The organism is Streptomyces barkulensis (assembly GCF_002843305.1).
GTDB lineage: Bacteria > Actinomycetota > Actinomycetes > Streptomycetales > Streptomycetaceae > Streptomyces > Streptomyces barkulensis.
Window position 1 is genome coordinate 156,639 of the sequence record NZ_PGSG01000087.1, and the last position, 20,982, is coordinate 177,620.

Genomic DNA, 20,982 nt, shown 5'->3' on the forward strand with positions numbered 1-20,982 from the left:
GCGCTCACTCCTCTCCCCGGCCGTCCGCGGCGGTCTTGGCCGCCCGCCGCACCGCCTCCGCCACGTCCGCGTCCCGCTCCGGCGGGACGGTGCGCAGGTCGATCAGGCACCGCCCGCCCTCCACCCGTCCCAGGACGGCGGGTTCGCCCAGCCGCAGGGGCCCGGCGTACTCCTCGGGCAGCGACACCGCCGCGCTGGGCAGGGTGACGCCGGGCGCCCCTCCCCCGCCGACGGCGGCCTCGCTGTCCACGGCGCGGGCGTCTATGTCCGCGCCGCGCAGTTCGCCGGCGAGGCGCTCGGCGCGTGCCCGCAGGCCGCCGGGGTCGGCGTGGAGCATGGTGCGGACGGGGGCGGCGGGGCCGCGCACCGTGGCCTCCAGGGCCGCCAGTGTCAGCTTGTCCACGCGCAACGCGCGGGCCAGCGGATGGCGGGCCAGGCGCCGCACCAGGCCGGCCCGGCCCAGGAGCAGGCCGCACTGCGGGCCGCCGAGCAGTTTGTCGCCGCTGGCGGTGACCAGGGAGGCGCCCGCGCGCAGCCAGCCGGAGGCGTCCGGCTCGTCCGGCAGCAACGGTTCGGGGCGCAGCAGCCCGGAGCCGATGTCGGCGACGACGGGGACCCCGGGAGGGCAGATCCGGGCCAGTTCGGCCACGGAGGCCGAGCGGGTGAAGCCGGTGATGCGGAAGTTGGAGGGGTGGACCTTCAGCACGAAGCCGGTGTTGGGGCCGATGGCCGCCGCGTAGTCCTCGGCCGAGGTCCGGTTGGTGGTGCCGACCTCGCGCAGCCGGGCGCCGGTGGACACCAGCAGGTCGGGCAGGCGGAAGCCGTCGCCGATCTCGACCATCTCGCCCCGGCTGACGACGATCTCCTTCCCCGCCGCGAGCGCGGTCGCGGCCAGGACGAGGGCGGCCGCGCCGTTGCCCACCACATGGGCGGCCTCGGCGTGCGGCACCGCCCCGCACAGGGCGTCCAGGGCGGAGGCCCCTCGCCGGGAGCGGGCGCCGGTGGTCAGGTCGAGTTCCACGTCGGTGGGACCGCAGGCGGCGTCCACCGCCTCCCGGGCGGCCCGCGACAGGGGGGCCCGGCCCAGGTTGGTGTGGAGCAGCACTCCGGTGGCGTTGACCACCGGCCGCAGTCCTCCCGCCGTCGGGGGCAGTGCCCCGGCCGCGGCGTCGGCGACGGACTCCGGGGGGATCTCGCCGGCCCGGGCGCGCTCCAGGGCGCGGACCGCCTCGGACTTCACCAGGGCGCGGCCCAGGCGCCGGGCGGCCTCGGCCAGCCGGGGGTCGGCGAGCACCGCGTCCGTACGGGGGAGCCGGCGCCGCGCGTCGGCCGCGGGCTTCCTCGCCGCCTGCGTATCCGCCGTCTGTACGTCCGCCGTCGCGGTGTCGCGGTCCATCCGGTGGCCTCCTGGTGGTGCGCGTACAGGTAGGGGCCCGGCCGTCCGCCGCCGGTCCGGTGCCGTCCGGCGCGGCCGCGGACGGGCGGGGGCTGCTGTCGGAGTGGCGCGGGGGGCGTCGGCCAGGATAGGCGCGCGGTGGCCCGGCACCGTGGTGCCGCACCGCCGTGCGCCGCCTTCTGGCACGTGCCCGCACCTGGTCCGGTCAGTCCTCCCCGCCGGTCTCCTTCCGGGCCACCCGACCGCCACTGGCCGTGGCCGGTGCCGCCCGGGCCTTCTAGGCTGCCGATCATGAGGATTCGTATCGTCGACGCCTTCACCGACCGGCCCTTCGCGGGCAACCCCGCCGCCGTCGTACTCCTGGACTCCGGGCCGTTCCCCGGCGACGACCGGCTCCAGAAACTCGCCGCCGAGGTCAACCTCTCCGAGACCGCCTACGCCCGCCCGCTGCCCGACAGCTCCGAGGCCGACTGGGCACTGCGCTGGTTCACCCCCGTCACCGAGGTCAACCTCTGCGGCCACGCCACGCTCGCCACCGCCCATGTGCTGCGCTCCGCCGGCGCGGCCGCCGGCACCATCCGGTTCGCCACCCGCAGCGGCATCCTCACCGCCGAGACGGCCGCCGACGGCTCGATCACCCTGGACTTCCCCACCGCCCCGCTCACCGAACTCCCCGTGGGCGAGGACGTCCGCGCGGCCCTGGGCGCCGATGTGCTCTCCGCCCACGACACCGGTCCCAACATCGGCGACCTGCTGGTCGAACTGGCCGACGAGAAGACCGTACGCACCCTGACCCCCGATCTCACCGCCGTGGCGCGGCTGAACCACCGGGGCGTCATCGTCACCGCCCGGGCCTCGGGCGACGGCGGGGGGCAGGGTGCGTACGACTACGTGTCGCGCTTCTTCGGCCCGGCCGTCGGCATCGACGAGGACCCGGTCACCGGCAGCGCCCACACCGCGCTCGCGCCCCTGTGGTCGGGCCGGCTGGGCCGGGACTCCCTCACCGGTCTCCAGGCTTCGGCCCGCACCGGCCTGGTGCGCACCACGGTGCGCGGCGACCGCACCCTGCTGACCGGCGACGCCGTGACCGTCATCGACGGGGAGCTGCTCGCCGGGCCGTGAGCCGGTGCGTCCGCCTCCGCACCACCGGACAGAGGCGGGCCGGGCGGGCCGTCAGCCCGTGGGCAGCCAGTCCACCCGGCCCGCCAGCAGCGCGTATCCGACGAACGCCACGACGTCGATCAGGGCGTGCGCGGCGACCAGCGGCCCGACCCGCCCCCAGCGCCGGTACAGCCACACGAAGATCACACCCATCACCACGTTGCCGACGAAACCGCCGATCCCCTGGTAGAGGTGGTACGTACCGCGCAGCAGCGAACTGGCCGTCAGCGCCGCCGCCGGGCTCCAGCCCAGCTGACCGAGCCTGCGCAGCAGGTAGCCGACGACGATGACCTCCTCCACCACGGAGTTCTGGACCGCCGAGGCGATCAGCACCGGGATCTTCCACCACACCTGAGGCAGTGACTCGGGCACCACCGTGAGGTTGAAGCCGCTCGCCCGCGCGCCCAGGTAGAGCAGCAGACCGCTGCCCCCGATCCCCGCCGCGACCACCGCGCCCCGGCCCAGGTCGGACCAGGGGCGGCGAAGGTCGAAGCCGATTCCGCCCAGCCCCGGCCCGCCTCCGGCGCCGCCGGCCGGCCTGTCCGGTCCCTCGCGTGTCAGAAGGTGGGCCACGAGCAGGACCGGGACCAGCGCGGTGGCGATGCCGAACAGCTGCCAGGCCAGGTCCAGCCAGGGCCGGTCGGGGGCGTAGGAGCCGTTGAGCCGGGCCGCCTGGTCCTTCAGGCCGCCGGGCCTGGTCAGCGCCCCGGCGAAACTGATGAGCGCCGACACGGCGCTCGCGCCCAGCGACAGCGCCAGCACGAGCAGCGTCTCGCGGCCCAGCACCCGCCGTACCGGTGCACCACCTCCGTTTCCCGGCCCCCGCTCCCGTCCGCGCCCCGGTCCGTGTTCCTCGTCGCGCACGCCCGCTCGCACTCGCGCCTCCCGCTTCGCCGTTCGTCCCTCCCGGACATGGAACGACACAGCTTGCCCCACCGCTCCCGCCCTGCGGCGGCGGGCCCGGGAAAGGGCGGGAGAGACGGGGCTCGGGGCCCCCGGATGCGCGGGGTCCGGATGCGCGGGGTCCGAAGGCACGGCCCGGAATCGCTCCGGGTCCGCCGCGGCCTACGGGCCGGCCGGCCAGCCGTGCACCGGCTCCCCGGTACGCACCAGTTCGCAGTAGCGCCGCACCGTCGCCGCCAGCGCCTTCTCCCGGTCCAGTCCGCCCTCCAGGGCCCGGTGGTAGGCGTCGGCCTGCCAGGACGCCCCGTTGACCCGGCGGCGGCAGCGCTCCTCGATCACCGACAGGTAGCGGTCCCGGTCACCGGGCTCGATGCCCCATACGTCCAGGCCCCGGGCGGCCATCGGCAGCAGCTCCTCCAGCACCAGCCGGTCCACGGGTACGGCCGACAGCTCTCCGCCGCGGCCGGGGCGGGGCCACCACAGCCTGGCGTCCATGCCATGGCGGCAGGCGGCGTCGAAGTTCTCGGCGGCGGCGGAGAACGGCATCCGGTTCCACACCGGGCGCGGGTCGTCGGCCAGCGCCCGCACCAGGCCGTAGTAGAGGGCGGTGTTGGCCAGCACGTCGGTGACGGTGGGGCCGGCGGGAAGCACCCGGTTCTCCACCCGCAGATGCGGCACTCCGTCGGCGACGCCGTACACGGGCCGGTTCCAGCGGTAGACGGTGCCGTTGAGCAGTGTCATCTCGGCCAGCGAGGGGACACCGCCGGACTCCAGCACCTCCAGCGGTTCCTCGTCCTCGCAGACGGGCAGCAGCGGCGGGAAGTACCGGCTGTTCTCCTCGAACAGCTCGTACGCCGAGGAGATCCACCGCTCGCCGAACCAGGTCCGCGGCCGCACCCCCTGGGCGATCAGCTCCGGCTGCCTGGTGTCGGTGGCCTGGAGGAAGAGCGGGGGACGGGACTCCCGCCACAGTTCGCGGCCGAAGAGGAAGGGCGAGTTGGCGCCCACCGCGACCTGGACGGCCGAGACGGCCTGGGCGGCGTTCCACACATCGGCGAAGCGGCCGGGGGTGACCTGCAGATGGAGCTGCACGGAGGTGCAGGCGGCCTCCGGGGCGATGGAGGACGAGGCGTACCTCAGGTGTTCCACACCCTCGATGTCCAGGACGACCTCCTCGCCCCGGGTGGTCATGATCTGTTCGTTCAGCAGGGTGTAGCGGTCCGCGGCGGTGAGGTTCGCCGAAACCAGGTCGTCTCCCGTGAGGGTCGGAAGAATACCGATCATCACAATGCGTGCGTCGACCTCGGCGGCTTTGCGGTCGGCATAGGCCAGACCGGTGCGCAACTCCTCGGCGAGCTGGTCCAGCACCCGCCCGGACAGCCGGTGCGGAAGGATGTTCACCTCGAGATTGAACTGCCCCAATTCCGTCTGGAAATCCCGGCTCGCTATGCGTTCCAGCACCTGGGCGTTCATCATCCGCGGCATCCCCTGGGTGTCCGCGAGGTTCAGTTCGATCTCCAGCCCCATGAGATCGCGGGGGCGGTCGAAGCGCTGCTCGTCCAGCAGCCGCCGCAGCCCCTGGAGACACCGCTGGAGCTTGTCCCGGTAACGCCGGCGGTCGGACAGGGCGAACCCGCCGGCCTCGACCTTCTCGCCCATCGATGCGTCCCTCCTCGAATGAACCGTGACCGGATGATGCCCCGCGGATGCGAGAGATAACGCCCCGTGCGACAGTGAGGGTTCGGTAAGCTGGACTCAGGCTTTCATGGGGCACATTCCCATGTCATACGTCAGGGATACGCCACTACTCCCGGCTCGCCGACATCCACCCGCTGACATCGGACCGGCGAACCTCGTCCGCAGGGAATGGCGAAGAGATACGGACGACCGCATGGTCAGCCGCTTTCCAGGTCAGCGGCCGGACATCCGAGAAGCCGCAGATGGAACACCGCCGAAGAATGTCCGGATGACCTCTTGCCGGTAACATGCTGGACGGCTAGCCGAAACACCGGCTGAACAACCTTCGTATAAACTCCACGAAAGCGGCTGAGACGCGACCCGACGATGGGCGCGCATCCGCCGTATCCCTCCTTCCCGGTTCCTTCCCGGCCTTCCGCACGGCCCTTCCGTACGCCGACAGCGCCGTCCGCGCCAGCAGTTGAGCACCACCGTGTCTCCGATCGAGAGGCGACCCACCATGCCCCTGCGTGTCCAACCGGCCCCGGCACCCGCTCTGCGCAGTGTGCACGCGGCCCTCGGTTCCCCCGCCGGCCTCCGCGGCGACGCCGCCCCTCCCGGCCTCCGGGCCCGGACGGGCCCGGTGCATCCGGACCTCTCCCTGCCGCTCCACGTGCTGAACGGGATCACCGCCTCGGCGGGGCCGCCCCGCACCAGGCTGGCGGGCTGGCGCTTCCTGCTGCGGGACGCGCACGGCGTGGTGGGCGCCGCCGACGCGATGCTCACCGCGGACGGCTGGACGTTCTCGCACTTCTGCGAGGGGCCGTTCGTCGCCTCGGCCGAGGCCGCCCTGCGCCGTGCCGAGACACTGCCGGCGGCGTACCAGCCGCGTCTGCTGTCGGTGCCGGAGCTCTACATGCTGACGCTGTGGCTGCACGGCGACACGGAGGCCGACGCCGGCGCGGGTTCACCCGCCCCGGCGGATCTGCTGGTGCCGCTCGCCCCGGCCCCGCCCGGGATCGCGGCGCACCGGCCGCACCGCGTGGACGGCCTGCTGCCGCTGCTGACCCGGCGGCTGGCGCCCCGGCCCCTGCTGGGCACGCCCGTCTGACCGGCGGCGGCACGGCCCGGTGACGGGACCGGAATCGACAGTGGTGCCCCGCGACCGGCCGGTCGCGGGGCACCACTGTCGATTCCGCCCTCCCGAATGACTAGTCGTCCACGGCTCCGATATCACCCGAACGGATGACTCTGGCCCGGGCAACCGCCCTCGGGGAGGACGCGCCGTCAGAACGTGGGGGAAGCCGCGGCGAAACCCCTGCGGAATCCCGGCCGCGGGACAACACTGGGGGCATCGACCAGGAGACACGGGGGCGGTCATGAACCACGCATCCAACCAGAGCACCACCACATCGCAGCGAAAGAACTCCACCATGTGTCAGCACCAGCCGCCCTGCCCGTCAGCCGACTCCGCCGACCGGGAGGCCGCCCACCTCGTGGCGCACCACCCGGAACAGGGCTGGAGCCTGCTGTGCAACGGTGTCCTGCTCTTCGAGGACACCGGCGAACTGCTGCCCGATGGGCAGGTCATCGCGCCGCACCGGCCGCTCGGCGCCGGGCACGTCACGGCCGCCGCCTGACGGCGGTGCGGCGCCGCACCGCCGCAGGGGCGGTCCCCCGCCGTGCGGCGGGGGACCGCCCCTGTCGGTAGCGCTCGGCCGCGGCTCAGCCGTCGTACTCGTCCATCGGAGGGCACGAGCAGACCAGGTTGCGGTCGCCGTAGGCGCCGTCGATGCGCCGCACCGGCGGCCAGTACTTGTCGGCGGCCGCGACACCGGCCGGGAACGCCGCCTCCTCGCGCCCGTAGCAGTGCTCCCACTCGCCGGCGAGCTGCGCGGCGGTGTGCGGGGCGTTGCGCAGCGGGTTGTCCTGCGCGTCCCACTCCTCCGAGGCGACCTTCTCGATCTCGGCCCTGATCGCGATCATCGCGTCGCAGAAGCGGTCCAGCTCCGCCAGGTCCTCGCTCTCGGTGGGCTCGATCATCAGCGTCCCCGCCACGGGGAAGGACATCGTCGGGGCGTGGAAGCCGTAGTCGATCAGCCGCTTGGCCACGTCGTCGATGCTGACGCCGGTGGCCTTGGTCAGCGGACGGACGTCGATGATGCACTCGTGGGCCACCAGACCGCCAGGGCCGGTGTAGAGCACCGGGTAGTGCGGCTCCAGCCGCTTGGCGACGTAGTTGGCCCCGAGCACGGCCACCTGGGTGGCGCGGCGCAGTCCCTCGGCGCCCATCAGCCGCATGTACGCCCACGAGATGGGCAGGATGCCCGCCGAGCCCCAGGGCGCCGCCGAGATCGGCCCCACGCCCGTCTCGGGTCCGGCCGCGGGCTGGAGCGGGTGGTTGGGCAGGTACGGCGCCAGGTGGGAGCGGACGGCCACCGGGCCCACCCCCGGGCCGCCGCCGCCGTGCGGGATGCAGAAGGTCTTGTGCAAGTTCAGGTGGGAGACGTCCGCGCCGAACTTCCCCGGCTTGGCCAGGCCCACCAGCGCGTTGAGGTTGGCCCCGTCCACGTAGACCTGCCCGCCCGCCTCGTGCACGGCCGCGCAGATGTCGGTGATGTGCTCCTCGAACACGCCGTGGGTGGAGGGATAGGTGACCATCAGCACCGCCAGCTCATCGCGGTGCTTGTCGATCTTGGCCCGCAGGTCCTCGACGTCCACGTCACCGTTCTCGCCGGTCCCTACGACGACGACCTTCATCCCGGCCATCACGGCGCTGGCGGCGTTGGTGCCGTGCGCGGAGGAGGGGATCAGGCAGACGGTGCGGCCGGCCTCGCCGTTCGCCCGGTGGTACGCCCGTACCGCCAGCAGGCCCGCCAGCTCCCCCTGGGAGCCGGCGTTGGGCTGGATGGAGACCTTGTCGTAACCGGTGACCTCGGCCAGCCGCTCCTCCAGCTCGCGGATCAGCGTCAGATAGCCCTCGGCCTGCTCGGCGGGCGCGAAGGGGTGCAGCGCGCCGAACTCCGGCCAGGTGACCGGCTCCATCTCGGTGGTGGCGTTGAGCTTCATGGTGCACGAGCCCAGCGGGATCATGCCGCGGTCCAGCGCGTAGTCCCGGTCGGCCAGCCGGCGCAGGTAGCGCAGCATCGACGTCTCGGAGCGGTGCCGGTGGAAGACCGGGTGGGTCAGGTAGTCGTCGGTGCGCAGCAGGGCGGCGGGCAGCACCTCACCGGCGGCCTCGTCCAGCGCCTCGGCGTCCCCGGCTCCGGACTCCACGCCGAAGGCGCCCCACACCGCGGCGAGCTGTGCGCGGCCGGTGGTCTCGTCGCAGGCGATGCCGACGTGGTCGGCGTCGGTCAGCCGCAGGTTGACCCCGGCCTCGCGGGCAGCGGCGACGACCTCGGCGGCCCGGCCGGGCACCCGCGCGGTGACGGTGTCGAAGAACGTGCCGTGGACGACCTCGACCCCGCCCTCGCGCAGCCCCTGGGCGAGGACGGCGGCGTAGCGGTGGGTGCGGCGGGCGATGGCGGCCAGCCCATCGGGGCCGTGGTGGACGGCGTACATCCCCGCCATCACGGCGAGCAGCACCTGGGCGGTGCAGATGTTGCTGGTGGCCTTCTCCCGGCGGATGTGCTGCTCCCGGGTCTGCAGGGCCAGGCGGTAGGCCCTGGTGCCGTCGGCGTCCACCGAGACGCCCACCAGGCGGCCGGGCAGGCTGCGCGCGAACTTCTCCCGCACCGCCATGAACCCGGCGTGCGGCCCGCCGAAGCCCATCGGCACGCCGAAGCGCTGGCTGGAGCCCACCGCGATGTCGGCGCCCAGCTCGCCGGGGGAGGTCAGCAGGGTGAGGGCGAGCAGGTCGGCGGCGACGGTGACGACCGCGCCCAGCCCGTGCGCCTCCTCGATCACGCCGCGCAGGTCGCGCACGGCGCCGGAGGCGCCCGGGTACTGCAGCAGCACGCCGAAGACACCCCGCTCGGCGATCTCGGCGGGGATGCCGCCGGACAGGTCGGCGACGACGACCTCCACCCCGGTGGGCTCGGCGCGGGTCTCGATCACGGCGATGGTCTGCGGCAGGCAGTCGGCGTCGACCAGGAAGACACCCTGCTTGACCTTGCCGACACGCCGGGACAGCGCCATGGCCTCGGCCGCCGCGGTGCCCTCGTCCAGCAGCGAGGCCCCGGAGGTCGGCAGCCCGGTCAGGTCCGCGACCACGGTCTGGAAGTTCAGCAGCGCCTCCAGACGCCCCTGCGAGATCTCCGGCTGGTACGGGGTGTAGGCCGTGTACCAGGCGGGGTTCTCCATGACGTTGCGCAGGATGACCGGCGGGGTGAAGGTGCCGTGGTAGCCCAGGCCGATCATGGAGTCCAGCACCTGGTTGCGCCCCGCCAGGGAGCGCAGTTCCGCCAGGACCTCCGCCTCGCTGCGGGCCGCGGGCAGATCCAGCGCCTCGGTGCTCCTGATCACCTCCGGTACGGCGGCGGCGGCCAGCTCGTCCAGCGACCCGTAGCCGACCTGGGCGAGCATCTTGGCCTGCTCACCGGCGTCGGGGCCGATGTGGCGCTCCTCGAAGGGAGTGCCCCGCTCCAGCTCCGTGAGGGAGGTGGCGGGAGGAGTGCGGTCTGCTGTCATCTGGAGGCCTCCTGGTCTGCGCGACCTGCGAGGGGCACCGCGGCGCGGGTGCCCCGACGGCCTCCCCCTCTGTCATCGCGACCTGAGAGCTTCACCGGCCCGCGTGCGCGGCCCGGTTTTCACCGTCGGTGAGGAGGGGCTGCGGCGTCGTCCGTCGTGGCCCGCCCTGCTTTCCAGAGTGACCTCACCCGCGCGGTACGTGAGCCTGAGAGATTCCGGGGAGGGTTTGCTCCTTCGGCGCCTCCGGCACTGTCACCGGAGGACTCTCCCGCTCGGGGTCAACAGCCACTTCAGAGCCTACCAGCGCCCGATGGCATCGACCCGGCCGCGGCTCCCGCCGCCCTGCCCGAGTGGCCGGTGCGCCGAATGTGCCGTTTCGTTGTTTGTGGCGACTGTTCGCGAGCAGGCGCCTTCTCGTGCGAGGAGTTGGAGGGACCGCCGTGCAGACCGACATCGACCCGCGGAATCTGATAGGCCTCAAGACGTTCGACAGCACCGGGCAGAAGATAGGGACCGTGGACGAGGTGTACCTCGACGACGCCACCGGAGTCCCCGAGTGGGCAGCTGTGCGCACCGGGTTCTTCAGCCGCGACGCCTTCGTCCCGCTGGAACCCAGCGAGGTGGTGGACGGGGCGCTGAAGGTGCCCTTCGAGCGCTCCCTGGTGAAGGAGGCGCCCGACTTCGGCGTGGGCCGCCACCTCTCCCCCGAGCAGGAACTGCAGCTCTACCGTCACTACGGGCTGGGGGTGCCCGGCTCCGGCGCGCCCGCCTCCGACGAGGACATGACGTTCGGGCGGATCGCGGGCTCCGAGGCCTGACCGCCCCACGGCGGGAGCGGCTCGGAGGGCTCCAGCTCCGGATCGTCCACCGTGAAGGTGCGCACCCGGCCCGGCGGCGACCCGGGCTGCTCGAACCGCACCGTGACCCGCCCCAGACCACTGCCCTGCACCCAGCCCGGCCCGTACCGCGCGTGCCGTATGTCCAGGCCGGGCAGCCAGTGCCGTACCCCCCGCGTTTCCCTTCCGGCCGCCGGTCCGCCCGCCGCCGCAGGCGCGGCGGGGCTCGGCGGCCGGCCCGCGCCGAGGAGCCCGGCGGCCCGGGTGCCGGCCTGGGCGAACAGGTCCTCCTGGGTGAAGTCGGCCAGCCCGCTCACCCCGACTCCCAGCAGCCGCACCCCGGCGGTGGTGTCCACGCCCGCGACGAGCCGGGCGGCGGCCTCCCTCACCACCTCCGGGTCGTCGGTCGGGCCGCGCAGCGTCTCGGAGCGGGTGAGCGTGGAGAAGTCGTAGCTGCGGATCTTGACCACCACCGTGCGCCCGGAGCGCCCCGCGGCCCGCAGCCGCGCGACACAGCGGTCGGCGAGCCGTGCGATCTCGGCCTGGATCCGCGCGCGGTCGGTGAGGTCGGTGTCGAAGGTGTCCTCGACCGAGACCGACTTGGCGTCGCGCTCGGCGACCACCGGCCGTTCGTCGACCCCCTGCGCCATCGCGTACAGCGCTCCACCGTGCGCCCGGCCCAGCAGCCGGACCAGCTCCGCCTCCCCCGCCTCGGCGATCTCTCCGACGGTGGCTATCCCCGCCCGGCGCAGGGTCTGGGCGGTGGCGGGGCCGACACCGGGCAGCGTGCGCACCGGCATCGGCGCCAGCAGCGCCCGCTCGGTGCCCGGCGGGATCATCACCAGCCCGTCGGGCTTGGCCTGCTCCGAGGCGATCTTGGCGAGCATCTTGGACCCGGCCAGCCCCACCGAGCCGCTGAGCCCGGTGGCGGCACGGATGTCACGGCGCAGCCGTTCGCCCACGGCACGGGCGGCGTCGGCGGACCACCGCCCGGCCTCTCCCGCCGCCCCGCCCGCCTGGAGGTCCACGAACGCCTCGTCCAGGCTGAGCGGCTCCACCAGCGGCGACAGCTCGCGCAGCAGCCCCATCACCACCTCGCTGACACGGCGGTAGAGCCCGAAGCGGGGGGTGAGGTAGGCGGCGTTCGGACACAGCCTGCGGGCCTGTGCCATCGGCATCGCCGAGTGCACCCCGAAGGTCCGGGCCTCGTAGGAGGCGGTGGCGACCACCCCGCGCGGCCCGAGACCACCGACGATCACGGGCTTTCCGCGCAGACTGGGCTTGGCCGCCTGCTCCACGGCGGCGTAGAAGGCGTCCATGTCCAGGTGCAGGACCGTCGCTGTCCCTCTCACACCTGTGATGCTGCCCTACGCCACTGACAGGGACGGCTGCGGCACCCGCCGGCTCCGCCCCGCCGGGCCGGCCGTACCGGTGGTCCGGCCGTCGCGCCGTGTCATCCCGCCCGGTTGCGGCGGCGCGCCAGCTCGTCGGCCGGATCGTCCCCGACGATCGTCTCCCCGGTGTCGACCCGCTCGGCGTGCAGCCGGGACAGGGCGGCCTCGACGTCCCGCCACACCACGCCGACCGCGATTCCGAAGACCCCCTGGCCGCCCTGGAGGAGGTCGACGACCTCCTCGGGCGACGAGCACTCGTGGACCGTCGCGCCGTCGCTCATGAGCGTCATCCGCTCCAGATCCCCGGCCCCGCACGAGCGCAGGTGCCTCACGGCGGTACGGATGTTCTGCAGCGACACCCCGGCGTCCAGAAGCCGCTTGACGATCTTCAGCACGACCACGTCGCGGAAGCTGTAGAGCCGCTGGGTGCCCGAGCCGTAAGCCGGACGGACACTGGGCTCGACCAGGCCGGTACGGGCCCAGTAGTCCAGCTGTCGGTAGGTGATGCCCGCGGCCGCGCACGCCGTCGGGCCGCGGTAGCCGATCAGCTCGGGTGCGGCGCCCTGCGCGGTGGAGGCGGACCGGGCGGTAGGCCGTATGGAGGATTCGCGCAACGGATACGGATCGCCCGCCGCCCTGCTGTCGCCGGTGCTTCTCACGCCGACCCTCCGTCCTTCACGTCCCGCGGATATGCCCGGGACCTGCCCAATCGACGGTAGGCAGTCACTCGGGGTGCGTCAACGATCGCCACACTCGGCACGCCGAGTGATAATCACCCAAGGAGTGGTTTCGCGTGTCCTCGCCGCGGGAATGGGTGCCGGAATGGCCTGGCGCCGACGGCGCTCACTGGTTGCTGGTGCCGAAGTCCTCCGGGGAGATCTGGTCGAGGAACTCGCGGAACTTCTCCACCTCGTCCTCCTGCTCGTCCGGGATCGCGATCCCGGCGTCGTCCAGCACACCGTCGCTGCCGTAGATCGGCGTCCCGGTACGCAGAGCCAGCGCTATGGCGTCGGACGGGCGGGCGCTCACCTCCACACCGCTGGCGAAGACCAGCTCGGCATAGAAGACGCCCTCTCTGAGATCGGTGATCCGCACAGCGGTGAGTTCCTGCCCGACCGCCTCCAGGACATCCTTGAACAGGTCATGTGTCAGCGGGCGGGCGGGCGTCATACCCTGCTGGGCGAAGGCGATCGCTGTCGCCTCCCCCGGACCGATCCAGATGGGAAGGTACCGGTCGCCTCCCACCTCTCGCAGGAGAACGATCGGCTGGTTGGAGGGCATTTCGACCCGGACACCCACAACGTCGAGCTCGTTCACACAGCAACCCTAGGACGTATGCGCCCCCTTTGGGTAGTCGGGCGCCCCGTGACCCGGCCCATCATCGGCCTGCCCCCGGCGCGGCGTCGGCACGCCGTCAGCGCGGCCGCGCCTTCAGCGCCGACTGCACCAGAGCCGCGTGCAGCCGCACGGCCAGCGTCGCCAGCTCCCGCGCGGTCGTCTCCGCGTGCGCCCTGGTCTGGGGGTTGCGGTGCCGCCGCAGCGGCGCCACGACCTGCTCGACCAGTCCGGCCTCCCGCTCCGCGGAAGCCTTCACCACCCGCAGGTGCCGCGGCTCCAGGCCGTACCGGCCCAGGTCCGCGACGATCCGGGCGATGGCGACCGCCTCGGCGTCGTACCCGCCGTCCCCTCCGGGGCCGATCAGGCCGTACGACTCCCACTCCGCGAGCTGCTCCTCCTCCGCCTCCGCGGCGGCCAGGAGCTCCGCGCGCCCCACACGCGCCGTACGGGGACCGTCCGGGCCCTCCGGGGCGCGGTCCCGCGGGGCGGCGGCCGAAGCCGGGCCGTCCCCCCGCGAGTCGAACGGATCGATGACGTCGGACGGCCTCGCCGGACCGGGCAGAGCGACCTCCTCACCGCGGTCGAGCGCGTCGAGGTACTCCTTGATGACCCGCAGCGGCAGATAGTGGTCGCGCTGCATCCGCAGCACCCGGCTCAGCCGCTCCACATCCGCGGCGGTGAACTTGCGGTACCCCGACGGGGTCCGCTGCGGTTCCACCAGCCCTTCGGACTCCAGAAAGCGGATCTTGGAGATGGTCACCTCGGGGAACTCGTCCCGCAGCAGGTTGAGCACGGCGCCGATACTCATCGGAGCGGACTTCGCGGCGGCGGTGCCCCTGCGGGCACCGCCGGACCGTGATTGCAGCATGGACGCCCCCGGGGCGGTGGGTCAGACGGTGCGCTGGCTCGCGAAGAAGACCAGCCGGTACTTGCCGATCTGGACCTCGTCACCGTTGTTGAGCACGACCGAGTCGATCCGCTCGCGGTTGACATACGTGCCGTTGAGACTGCCGACGTCGGCGACGGTGAACCGGCCGTCCGAGCCGCGCCGGAACTCCACATGGCGGCGGGAGACGGTCACGTCGTCCAGGAAGATGTCGCTCTCGGGGTGGCGCCCCGCCGTCGTCAGCTCGCTGTCCAGCAGGAAACGGCTGCCGGAGTTCGGCCCCCGGCGCACCACCAGCAGCGCCGAGCCCATCGGCAGCGCGTCCACCGCCGCCTGGGCCTCGGGGGACAGCGACGGCAGGGGCGTCTGCCCCGTCATCTCCGCGTCGTAGGCCTCGATGCCCGAGATCGAGATGGTGGAGGTCGTCTCCGAGGAACGCTCGGGGGCGGCACCGCCCCGCAGCGGCGCTCCGCAGTTGGAACAGAACCGGCTCGCCTCGGCGGCGCGGTTACCGCACCTCGCACAGACCGGCAAGTCAGATCCTCCACCCGTACTCGAGGCTGATGGTGCCTCGGAACCTATGCGGCCGGACACTCCCCGGTCAACAGAGACAGGGCCGTGACCACTCGAATTGTCGCCGGACGCGACCTCGTCACGGAAGAGCGGACGCTCCGCCCCCTCCGCCGCGGACTCGCCGCCGCGCGACGCACGGTGCCGGGCACCGTCCCCGGCGCCCTGACGCTTGCCGAACAACTTCCCAAGAAAACTCACGGGCGATTCCCCTCGCACGAAACAGACCCGCCCGTGGGGCAGGACAGACCCTCAATGCTCACGGTGGCCGAACCGGACGCCCTCACAACGTCCCCGGCCTTCGGACAGTTTCCCTTACCCGCAGGCCGGCAAGCGCGCCGACCCCCGGTTTCTTCACGCGTCGGCTCACTGCGATGACGACTGAGCGTAGTCAGGCCGCTTCGCCGATCGCAAGGCATCCACGACGATCTTCTCTGAACGGGTTATGGACACGGTGGCCTGCTCCTTCTCCAGGGACTGGACGACCCCGCCCGGGATGTTGAGCGCCGGCTCGAGGTCCTGCGGCTTGCCGATGACCTCGAAACGGTAGGGCGAGGACACCTTGCGGCCGTCGATCCTTATGTCGCCGCCGCCGCTGTCGGTGAAGTGGGTACTCGTCACCACCCGTACGCCGTTGACCTCGATCGCCTCGGCACCCGCGGCGCGCAGTTCCTGGATGGCGTCCAGCAGCATGTGGGCCTCGACCGCACCCGCGGCGTCGTTCACCGTCATCCGGATACCCGGCCCCTCGGCCGCGACCGTGCCCGCCAGCACACCCAGCTGCCGTGCCCTCTCCTCGGTCTGCCGGCGCGCCTCCTCCGCCTGGTCCGAGCTGTTCTCCAGCTCGGACTTCTGGTTCTCCAGCGTCCGCTTCTCCTCCTCCAGCCGCTGGGTGCGGCTGTCGAGCTCGTCGAGGATCCGCACGAGGTCCTCCTGCCGCGCACCGCGCAGCGGACTGTTCTCGCTGGTGGAGCGGACCTGGATGGCGAGCCCCAGACCGAGGACGAAAAGCAGCAGTGCCACGGTGAGTTGATTGCGGTTCACCCGCGGTGGCCACAGCCCGCGGAGCAGCCGCTCACGCCCGTCCGGAGGCGACTCCTCGCCGGCCGGACCGGTGGGCCCCGCGGGACCGGTGGACCCGGCGGGCTCCTCCCGCCCCCCGGCGAGCCCGTTCCGCTCCTCCTCCGGGCCCCTGCCCGGGGGTGTCGTCCTGTCGTCGCTCATCGCTCACTCACGCCCGGAACACGTGCCGCCGGATGGCGGCGGCATTGGAGAAGATACGGATGCCCAGCACCACCACGACGCCCGTCGACAACTGCGCACCGACGCCGAGTTTGTCGCCGAGGAAGACGATCAGGGCCGCCACCACCACGTTCGACAGGAAGGACACCACGAAGACCTTGTCGTCGAAGATTCCGTCCAGCATCGCGCGCAGCCCGCCGAAGACCGCGTCCAGCGCCGCCACGACGGCGATCGGCAGATAGGGCTCGACGACCGTCGGCACCACGGGACGGACCAGGAGTCCGGCCACGACTCCCACGATGAGGCCCAGAACGGCGATCACGATGTGCTGCCCTTTCCTGTCTTCACGGGCTCTGCCGTACGAACGGTGAGACTGGGCGCGGCCGGCAGCCGCACCCTGTCCTGGACGGAGATGCCGGCGCGGATGCCGTAGTTGTCCTCGAGCACCTCCAGGTACAGGCCGTCGCTGCTGTCCTGGAAGGTCTCGCCCAGGTCCTCGCCGTCACCCACCGCGAGCAGGGTGTACGGCGGCACCAGCGGCTTGTTGTCGACGAGTATGGCGTCGCCGGCGGCACGGATGGCCGACAGGGCCGTCAGCCGCTGTCCGTTGACCGAGATCGCCTCCGCCCCCGACTCCCACAGCCCGTTGACGACCCGCTGCAGGTCCCTGTCCCGCACCCGCCCGGTGTCGGCGAAGCCGGTGCTCTGGCGCGGTCCCCCGCCCCCACCCGATCCGGAGTCCTCGGCGTCGTCGACGACGAGCCTGATCCCCGGCCCCTCGACCGGCACCGCCCCGGCCAGCAGCGCGACCACTTCACCGCGGTCGCCACCGTGTTCCTGGAGCGCCTCGCGCTGCATCGTCGCGACCTCCTCGCGGAGGCCGTCCACGCTGCTCTGCAGGCCGTCGGCGTCCCGGCTGCCGTCCTCGATCCGGTCGATCAGCTCCTGCCGTTCCCGCGCCTCCGTGGGCGCCTCGAAACGCGCCTGGGCGGCCCCCAGCGTGACCACCAGCGCGGCCAGGACGAGACCGGCGGCCAGGACGAGCTTCCCGCGCAGTGTGCGGGGCAGCCCGGACCGGCCCTCGACGCCACGGCGGGCCGCCGCTTCCGCGTAGCCGTCGTCGAGGCTGTGCTCCATCACATTGGTGAGCAGCGACATGGAGGCATCGGGTCGCGCAGGCCTCGAGGGGGTGCTCCGTACGGGGTGCTGCTGCGACATGCCGCACATCGTCGCACGTCGAGGGCCGTACCGCCGAACGGGGCCTCCACAGCGCCGGAGCGCCTCCGTTCGGCGGTACGGTACCGCGGCGTTCCGGAGCCCGGGTCGCCTCCGGAAACCGTCGGGCCGTCAGCGTCCGGCGCTGTCGACCACCGCCGACCACTCGTCGAGCAACGCCTGCGCGGAGGCGTCGTCGGGGCCCTCGGCCCACAGATGGGTGACCGCCTCGGCCGGATCGGGCAGCACCATGACCCAGCGCCCGTCGGACTCCACCACGCGCACGCCGTCGGTCGTGTCGACGAAACGTTCCCCCGCGGCCTCGACGACCCGGCGCATGACCAGGCCCTTGACCGCCCAGGGGGTGGCCAGGTCGCGCCGCAGCACATGTGCCTGCGGGATACGGGCGTCGATCTGGCTCAGGGTGAGCTGGGTACGGGCCACGAGTCCGAGCAGGCGCACGAAGGCCGCCGTGCCGTCGAAGACACTGCTGAACTCCGGCACGATGAACCCGCCCCGGCCGTCGCCGCCGAAGACGGTGGCCTCGTCCCTTCCGACCCTGGTGAGGTCGTCCGGCGAGGTCGTGGTCCATTCCACCTGGGTGCCGTGGTAGGCGGCAACCTGCTCGGCGATGCGGGTCGTGGTCACCGGCAGGGCGACCTTCCCGCTGCGCCGCTCCGCGGCGATCAGGTCGAGCATCACCAGCAGTGCCCGCTGGTCCTCGATGATCGTGCCGCGTTCGTCCACCAGGGAGATCTTCTCGCCCACGGGATCGAACCGAACGCCGAAGGCCGCCCGGGCCGAGGCCACGATCTCGCCCAGCCGCACCAGCCCGGCACGGCGGGTGTCCGCGGTCTCGGTCGGCCGCGACTCGTCCAGCCCCGGGTTGATCGTCAGCGAGTCGACGCCGAGCCGGCCGAGCAGACTGGGCAGGACGAGGCCGGCGCTCCCGTTGGAGGCGTCCACGACGACCTTGAGACCGGATTCGGCGACGCCGGTGGTGTCCACCGCCCGCAGCAGCGTTCCCGTGTAGGAGTCGAACACACTGGCCGGGAAGCTCAGGTCGCCGATCTCTCCCGGGAACGCCCTGCGGTACTCCTGGCGGGCGTAGACACGGTCCAGCTTGCGCTGCCCCGCCTGCGAGAGGTCGGCGCCCCGCTCGTCGAAGAACATGATGTCGACGGAGTCGGGGACGCCCGGCGTCGTACGGATCATGATGCCACCGGCGCTGCCTCTCGCGGTCTGCTGCCGGGCCACCGGCAGCGGCACGTTCTCCAGGTCCCGCACATCGATGGCGCTCGCCTGGAGGGCCGAGATCACCGCGCGCTTCAGGGCGCGCGCGCCCCGGGAGTGGTCGCGGGCCGTGGTGACCGTCGACCCCTTCTTCAGCGTCGTGGCATACGCTCCTGCCAGCCGTACGGCCAGCTCCGGCGTGATCTCCACGTTGAGGATGCCGGAAACGCCGCGAGCGCCGAACAGACGGGCCTGGCCCCGTGACTCCCAGATGACCGATGTGTTGACGAAGGCACCGGCCTCGACCGTCTTGAAGGGATAGACCCGTACGTTGCCCTGGACGATGGACTCCTCGCCCACGAGGCATTCGTCGCCGATGACCGCGCCGTCCTCGATCCGGGCGGCTCGCATCACGTCGGTGTTCTTGCCGATGACGCAACCGCGGAGATTGGACTGCGGGCCGATGTAGACGTTGTCGTGGACGACGGCCTTGTGCAGGAACGCGCCGCTCTTGACCACCACGTTGGAGCCGATGACCGTGTGCTCCCGCAGTTCGGCGCCGGCCTCCACCTTGGCGTAGTCGCCCACGTACAGCGGTCCACGCAGCACCGCGTCGGGGTGGACCTCCGCGCCTTCCGCGATCCACACCCCCGGGGAGATCTCGAATCCGTCGATCTCGACGTCGACCTTCCCCTCGAGAACGTCGGCCTGTGCCTTCACATAGCTCTCATGGGTACCGACATCCTCCCAGTAGCCTTCGGCGACATAGCCGTAGACCGGCTTGCCCTCCTTCATGAGCTGCGGAAAGACGTCGCCGGACCAGTCCACGGGAACGTCGGGGTCGACATAGTCGAAGACTTCCGGCTCCATGACGTAGATGCCGGTGTTCACGGTGTCGGAGAAGACCTGACCCCAGGTTGGCTTCTCCAGGAACCGCTCGACCTTCCCGTCGTCGTCGACGATGGTGATACCGAACTCGAGCGGGTTGGGCACCCTCGTGAGACACACGGTCACCATCGCGCCGCGCTCTCGGTGGAAATTGATGAGTTCGGTCAGGTCGAAGTCGGTGAGAGCGTCACCGGAAATGACGAGGAAGGAGTCGTCCTTGAGGGCTTCCTCTGCGTTCTTGACGCTGCCCGCGGTGCCCAGAGGCTTTTCCTCATTGGCGTAGGTGAGCTCCATTCCGAGCTCCTCACCGTCACCGAAATAGTTCTTGACCAGCGAGGCCAGGAACTGCACGGTCACCACGGTCTCACTGAGACCGTGACGCTTGAGCAGCCGCAGCACATGCTCCATGATGGGCCTGTTGGCCACTGGCAGCAGTGGCTTGGGCATGCTCGCGGTCATCGGGCGAAGGCGAGTTCCCTCGCCACCGGCCATTACGACGGCCTTCATGTCGGAAGCGTCCTCCTTGAAGAGACGACATACATGCCGACTGTGCCCGGCCGAAGAGGCCCGTGAATCTTCAAAGGGCCACTCGGGTCTCGCAGCCCCCGACGAGAGTCAGGGCCTAGTCGGCTGCGGCGTCCGCCTTGACAAGCCGGCGGACTTGAACCACATAGAGGATTCCTGCCCACCAGTACAGGGTTGTACCCCAGCCTGCGAACGCCCATCCGAAAACAGCAGCCAGTGACGGAAGCCATCCGCTTCCGTCACTGAGCAGCAGCAGCGGGAAGGCGTACATCAGGTTGAAGGTGGCGGCTTTCCCCAGGAAGTTGACCTGTGGTGGTGCGTACCCGTGGCGGTCGAGGACCCAGACGGCGACCAGCAGCATGAGCTCGCGCGCCAGGAGCAGCCCGGTGAGCCAGAGCGGGAGGATGTCACGCCACGTCAGTCCGACCAGAGTGGAAAGCACGTACAGCCGGTCGGCTGCCGGATCGAGGATGCGGCCGAGGCCGCTGATCTGGTTCCAGCGCCGGGCGAGCTTGCCGTCCAGATAGTCGCTGACGCCGCTGAACGCGAGCACGAGCAGCGCCCAGCCGTCGGCGTTGGGGCCTCCGAACTCCGGCCAGAGGATCAGCCACAGGAAGAGCGGCACCCCCGCGAGCCGCGCCATGCTGAGGATGTTGGGGATGGTGAGGACACGGTCCGTCTGGACGCCTGTCTCCTGGGCCTCCACCCAAGACCTCCTGTGAGTCCGTGCCAACGATGTCTCCTGACCCTACCCGCAGCCCGAGGCCCGGTACGAAAGGGGGCCCCGAAAACCGGACACAACGCGAGAATGCCCTGCCGGGAACCCGGCAGGGCATTCTCTCAACAATTGTTCGGCGGCGTCCTACTCTCCCACACGGTCCCCCATGCAGTACCATCGGCGCTGAAAGGCTTAGCTTCCGGGTTCGGAATGTAACCGGGCGTTTCCCTCTCGCTCTGACCACCGAAACACGGCGAAACAACAACCGCCGGCCAGGCAGGTCGTGGTCTCAGAACCCACACAGTGGACGCGAACATCTACGGTCAAGCCCTCGGCCTATTAGTACCGGTCAACTCCACCCCTCACAG

Annotated in this window: 18 protein-coding genes, 1 rRNA gene and 1 riboswitch; of the genes, 4 read left to right on the forward strand and 15 right to left on the reverse strand. The window is 71.8% G+C overall.

Annotated features, from left to right (window positions below):
* Positions 1–4: 4 nt before the first annotated feature.
* Positions 5–1,396: an L-seryl-tRNA(Sec) selenium transferase gene (gene selA, locus CUT83_RS16340; RefSeq protein WP_101256563.1), complete on the reverse strand. Its 1,392-nt coding sequence runs from the start codon at positions 1,394–1,396 to the stop codon at positions 5–7.
* Between the two features lie 291 nt (positions 1,397–1,687).
* Between selA and CUT83_RS16345 the strand changes: the two genes are divergently transcribed.
* Positions 1,688–2,518, forward strand: a complete 831-nt coding sequence (locus CUT83_RS16345) for a PhzF family phenazine biosynthesis protein (RefSeq protein ID WP_101256564.1) — start codon at positions 1,688–1,690, stop codon at positions 2,516–2,518.
* 51 nt (positions 2,519–2,569) lie between these two features.
* On the opposite strand, the gene CUT83_RS16350 is transcribed toward CUT83_RS16345, so the two are convergent.
* Together CUT83_RS16350 and CUT83_RS16355 are read right to left on the reverse strand one after the other, a co-directional pair.
* Entirely contained in the window at positions 2,570–3,343 is a 774-nt protein-coding gene (locus tag CUT83_RS16350; protein ID WP_101256565.1) for a CPBP family intramembrane glutamic endopeptidase, read from the reverse strand.
* A gap of 279 nt (positions 3,344–3,622) precedes the next feature.
* The gene (locus tag CUT83_RS16355; RefSeq protein WP_101256566.1) at positions 3,623–5,119 is read right to left on the reverse strand and encodes a glutamate-cysteine ligase family protein; all 1,497 of its coding nucleotides are present in this window, start codon (positions 5,117–5,119) and stop codon (positions 3,623–3,625) included.
* Positions 5,120–5,657: 538 nt separating this feature from the next.
* Between CUT83_RS16355 and CUT83_RS16360 the strand changes: the two genes are divergently transcribed.
* Both CUT83_RS16360 and CUT83_RS16365 read left to right on the forward strand, forming a co-directional pair.
* On the forward strand, positions 5,658–6,248 hold the full coding sequence (locus CUT83_RS16360; protein WP_101256567.1) for a hypothetical protein: 591 nt from the start codon (positions 5,658–5,660) through the stop codon (positions 6,246–6,248).
* A gap of 322 nt (positions 6,249–6,570) precedes the next feature.
* Entirely contained in the window at positions 6,571–6,777 is a 207-nt protein-coding gene (locus CUT83_RS16365) for a DUF5999 family protein (RefSeq protein ID WP_277347752.1), read from the forward strand.
* 85 nt (positions 6,778–6,862) lie between these two features.
* Here CUT83_RS16365 and gcvP read toward each other — a convergent pair whose 3' ends face one another.
* Positions 6,863–9,769 (reverse strand): aminomethyl-transferring glycine dehydrogenase, encoded by a 2,907-nt coding sequence (gene gcvP, locus CUT83_RS16370; RefSeq protein ID WP_101256569.1) that lies wholly within the window; start codon positions 9,767–9,769, stop codon positions 6,863–6,865.
* Between the two features lie 183 nt (positions 9,770–9,952).
* Positions 9,953–10,050: riboswitch (glycine riboswitch) on the reverse strand.
* Between the two features lie 159 nt (positions 10,051–10,209).
* On the opposite strand from gcvP, the gene CUT83_RS16375 reads away from it, so the two are divergent.
* Positions 10,210–10,587, forward strand: coding sequence for a PRC-barrel domain-containing protein (locus tag CUT83_RS16375; protein ID WP_101256570.1), 378 nt, complete (start codon positions 10,210–10,212; stop codon positions 10,585–10,587).
* On the opposite strand, the gene CUT83_RS16380 is transcribed toward CUT83_RS16375, so the two are convergent.
* The 11 genes from CUT83_RS16380 to rrf all read right to left on the reverse strand — a co-directional run bounded on the left by CUT83_RS16380 (position 10,503) and on the right by rrf (position 20,862).
* Positions 10,503–11,957, reverse strand: a complete 1,455-nt coding sequence (locus CUT83_RS16380; RefSeq protein ID WP_101256571.1) for a DNA polymerase IV — start codon at positions 11,955–11,957, stop codon at positions 10,503–10,505. The two genes, CUT83_RS16375 and CUT83_RS16380, sit on opposite strands and share 85 nt — an antisense overlap.
* 101 nt (positions 11,958–12,058) lie before the next feature.
* Positions 12,059–12,658, reverse strand: a complete 600-nt coding sequence (locus CUT83_RS16385; RefSeq protein ID WP_101256572.1) for a MerR family transcriptional regulator — start codon at positions 12,656–12,658, stop codon at positions 12,059–12,061.
* Positions 12,659–12,842: 184 nt separating this feature from the next.
* On the reverse strand, positions 12,843–13,316 hold the full coding sequence (locus CUT83_RS16390) for a bifunctional nuclease family protein (protein WP_093658537.1): 474 nt from the start codon (positions 13,314–13,316) through the stop codon (positions 12,843–12,845).
* A 97-nt stretch (positions 13,317–13,413) separates the two neighbouring features.
* The gene (ftsR, locus tag CUT83_RS16395; protein WP_101256573.1) at positions 13,414–14,205 is read right to left on the reverse strand and encodes a transcriptional regulator FtsR; all 792 of its coding nucleotides are present in this window, start codon (positions 14,203–14,205) and stop codon (positions 13,414–13,416) included.
* Between the two features lie 21 nt (positions 14,206–14,226).
* A complete protein-coding gene (locus CUT83_RS31010) occupies positions 14,227–14,757 on the reverse strand; it encodes an FHA domain-containing protein (protein WP_420882496.1) in 531 nt (176 codons plus the stop codon).
* 402 nt (positions 14,758–15,159) lie between these two features.
* Complete coding sequence (locus CUT83_RS16405; protein ID WP_101256575.1) at positions 15,160–16,017, reverse strand: DUF881 domain-containing protein; 858 nt, start codon at positions 16,015–16,017, stop codon at positions 15,160–15,162.
* 7 nt (positions 16,018–16,024) lie between these two features.
* Positions 16,025–16,357 (reverse strand): small basic family protein, encoded by a 333-nt coding sequence (locus CUT83_RS16410; RefSeq protein WP_093658545.1) that lies wholly within the window; start codon positions 16,355–16,357, stop codon positions 16,025–16,027.
* Positions 16,354–17,262 (reverse strand): DUF881 domain-containing protein, encoded by a 909-nt coding sequence (locus CUT83_RS16415; protein ID WP_101256576.1) that lies wholly within the window; start codon positions 17,260–17,262, stop codon positions 16,354–16,356. The genes CUT83_RS16410 and CUT83_RS16415 overlap by 4 nt, the downstream gene beginning before the upstream one ends.
* Before the next feature lie 120 nt (positions 17,263–17,382).
* Positions 17,383–19,878: a mannose-1-phosphate guanyltransferase gene (locus CUT83_RS16420; RefSeq protein WP_101256577.1), complete on the reverse strand. Its 2,496-nt coding sequence runs from the start codon at positions 19,876–19,878 to the stop codon at positions 17,383–17,385.
* Between the two features lie 115 nt (positions 19,879–19,993).
* A complete protein-coding gene (gene clsA / locus CUT83_RS16425; RefSeq protein ID WP_101256578.1) occupies positions 19,994–20,602 on the reverse strand; it encodes a cardiolipin synthase ClsA in 609 nt (202 codons plus the stop codon).
* A 143-nt stretch (positions 20,603–20,745) separates the two neighbouring features.
* Positions 20,746–20,862 (reverse strand): 5S ribosomal RNA (gene rrf / locus CUT83_RS16430).
* Positions 20,863–20,982 lie beyond the last annotated feature (120 nt).